The organism is Bacteroidales bacterium (genome assembly GCA_035342335.1).
In the GTDB taxonomy this organism is placed as follows: domain Bacteria; phylum Bacteroidota; class Bacteroidia; order Bacteroidales; family JAGONC01; genus JAGONC01.
The window spans coordinates 1-3,157 of the sequence record DAOQWY010000052.1 but is presented as its reverse complement, the minus strand read 5'-3'; the positions used below and the strand labels follow the sequence as shown (position 1 = coordinate 3,157).

The following is a 3,157-nucleotide window of genomic DNA, read 5'->3' as shown; positions in this document are numbered from 1 at the left end:
GCTGTCAGGAATGCTGCAAATCCAAGAAAGGAATACAGGGATGAAAAATAGAAGTTCTTTGCCGTATCAGGAAGGTTGTCAAGAATTTCATTCCATCCCCGGGAGAAAGAATTACCCATGTAGAAGTGCCAGAATCCGTATTGTTTTACCAGGTGGGGTACCCAGTGGAAATACCATAAGGATACCGTCGAGGCAGCCAAAGCCAGTGCGGCCGCCAGAGCCCATTTTCGTTTGACTGGTATGGTTCTGTCAAGAAGCGGGAACAGGATGACGGGCATCAGGCACAGGGCAGGTAACTTAGCCAGCAATCCCAGGGTGATCAGGATACCGGAGGCTGTCAGGTGGATGCGTTTTCCACGTTCCAGATAGAGAATTCCTGCGTACAATCCAATGAAAATGAGCGATATGCTGAATGTATCCGGCATGATCTTTCTGGAATAATTGAACCAGATGGAGCATAAAAGAACCAGGGTGGAGAAGAATGCGATCCGTTCGCTCAGCCATTTGCGTAGCAGGAGATAGAAGAAATAGATTCCCAGGGAGCTGACAATCAGGTTAATGATACGGCCGTACCAGTGATCGAAACCTGCCACCAGGGATACCAGGTAGATCAGGTAGTTGAGCAAAGGGAATTCCATTCCTGTAATTCCTGTTTTCTCACCTGCAAAGTCGACACGGGGAAAAAAGATGTTCGGGTTTGTTTCCAAAAAATTGCGTGCAACCATATTGACGGTCACCTGGCGCCAGGCGTGACCCACTTCTGCCGGAGGCAAGGTGATACCGTACAACCTCAGCAGAAAGAAAAGGGCTATCCAGAAACGGATGTCGGATACCCAGACGAGCCATTTACGATTTACCCGTGCTATCATTATTTTCCAAACATACAAGAAATTCAGAAGATTTTGCATTCATCAGGGTAACAAAATCAGGTTAAAACGTATTAATAGGGTAGGAGGTGCACAAACTATCTGCCAGCCGGCAGCCTGTATTATGAATAATATTTCTTAATAAGCTTGCTGAAATTATGTATTTTTACAATATCATTACAAGGCATGAAAAAACGCTGGGTACTCAATAAAGCGGCTGATTTCGAAATGGTTAATAATCTTGCGCAGGCATTGAATGTTGATCATAGCATTGCCACACTGCTTGTTCAGCGGGGTATTTATACCTATGAGGATGCGCGGGAGTTTTTTCGGCCTGAGCTCAACCGGTTATATGATCCCTATCTGATGATGGATATGGACAAGGCTGTGGAGAGAATAGGGAGTGCCATTCGCGGGGATGAACCTATCCTGGTCTACGGTGATTATGATGTGGACGGCACGACAGCCGTAGCTCTCGTTTACACATTTCTGAAACAGTTCACTCCCAAGATCGATTATTACATTCCTGACAGGTATTCCGAAGGGTATGGCGTTTCTATCCAGGGAATCGATTATGCTGCGGATAACGGCTTTAAGCTGATCATTGCACTGGATTGCGGTATCAAGGCCACTGAGAAGATCAGATACGCCCGGAACAGGGGCGTTGATTTTATCATAGGTGATCATCACAGTCCGGATGACAAACTGCCCGAGGCAGTGGCTGTTTTGGATCCCAAACGGGATGATTGTCCCTATCCTTACAAAGAGCTTTCAGGATGCGGGGTTGCGTTCAAACTTATACAGGCCTATTCCCTTCGCAATGACTTACCTTTTTCGGCGCTGGAGAAATACCTCGACCTGGTGGTGGTGAGCATTGCTGCAGATATTGTTCCCATCACAGGAGAAAACCGTATCCTGGCTTACTACGGGCTGAAACTGATCAACGCGGATCCCCGTCCTGCGTTTGAAGCCATCTTAAAGCATTGCAATGTCACCCGCAAAGTGGTGGATGAGGACAATCCCTCCAATTTCATATTTACAAAAGAACTGACGATCAGTGATCTTGTTTTTTTGATTGGTCCGCGCATCAATGCTGCGGGCAGGATCGAAAGTGGCCGTAACTCAGTCGACCTTCTGGTGTCGCAGGATGAATTGAAGGCAGGGCTGCTTGCCGAACAGATCAATGAATTCAACATTGAGCGCCGGAGCCTTGACCTGCAGGCAACGCTCCAGGCACTTGAAATCATCGGCGCTGATGAAAAACTAAAATGCAAAAAAACAACGGTCGTTTATAATCCTGATTGGCACCAGGGTGTGGTAGGCATAGTCGCTTCACGCCTGACCGATACCTATTACCGGCCTACCATCGTACTCACCAATTCCAATGGTCTTATCACAGGTTCGGCCCGCTCCATCAAGGATTTTGACATTTATGACGCCGTGGATGCATGCAGCGGTCTGCTGGAACACTTCGGGGGCCATAAGTATGCCGCAGGGCTTTCGTTAAAACCGGAAAACCTGGAAAAATTCATTGACCGGTTTGAGGAATACGTAAGTGCGCATATCACTGACGATATGCTGCTGCCCGAAATCGAGATTGACCTGAAGATCAACCTCAACGATATCCATCCCAAGTTTTACAGGATTCTGAGTCAGTTTGCACCTTTTGGTCCCGGAAACATGAAGCCGGTGTTCCAGACCAAAGGGCTGGCCGACACGGGCTACGCCCGCATCGTCGGCAAAAATCATATTAAAATGACCGTCGCCCATCCTGAGATCCGAAGTTTCTTCTATCCGGCCATCGCTTTTCAGCAGGGTAACCTGCTGCCATTCATCGAAAAAGGAGTACCCTTCGATATCTGTTATCATATCGAGGAAAACGATTGGAACGGCAATGTGTCGATCCAGTTGAATATCAAGGATATTCAACTCAGAGACCAGCCGTAGAGCTGCTCAGGAGGTTAATTTCCCGGTCCTGAACGACCTGCCGATAAGCATTATTCCGACGATCACCGAAATGATCCCCGTCAGGATCGTCATCAACATACTTACCGGGAACGGCCTGAACACCATGATAAGTCCCAGCAGGATCGCGATCAATGCGATAGAAAGGCCAAGAGATCCCTTCCTGTTTTCCCTGGCAGTTGTAAAATGGCTGTAGAGCTGGTAAACGCCAACCAGCAAAGCCCAGATGCCCAGTACGATCATCAGGACCTTCAGGGCCAGGCCGGGGGTGACCATGATAAAAAGTCCAAGCGCAATCGTTATGACAGAAAATGTCATCAACCACG

General features: G+C 47.8%; 3 protein-coding genes. 1 reads left to right on the top strand and 2 read right to left on the bottom strand.

Features of this window, described 5'->3' with window-relative positions; genetic code table 11:
- A partial coding sequence (locus tag PKI34_13575) for a glycosyltransferase family 39 protein (protein ID HNS18835.1) occupies positions 1–869 on the bottom strand: 869 nt, incomplete at its 3' end.
- A gap of 183 nt (positions 870–1,052) precedes the next feature.
- Between PKI34_13575 and recJ the strand changes: the two genes are divergently transcribed.
- Positions 1,053–2,813, top strand: coding sequence for a single-stranded-DNA-specific exonuclease RecJ (gene recJ, locus PKI34_13570; GenBank protein ID HNS18834.1), 1,761 nt, complete (start codon positions 1,053–1,055; stop codon positions 2,811–2,813).
- A gap of 6 nt (positions 2,814–2,819) precedes the next feature.
- Here recJ and PKI34_13565 read toward each other — a convergent pair.
- Positions 2,820–3,157 (bottom strand): DUF308 domain-containing protein (locus PKI34_13565; protein ID HNS18833.1); only part of this gene is annotated, 338 nt, incomplete at its 5' end.

Excerpts from the sequence above, each read along its gene's own strand:
- recJ (HNS18834.1), top strand. The coding sequence starts at position 1,053 with ATGAAAAAACGCTGGGTACTCAATAAAGCGGCTGATTTCGAAATGGTT.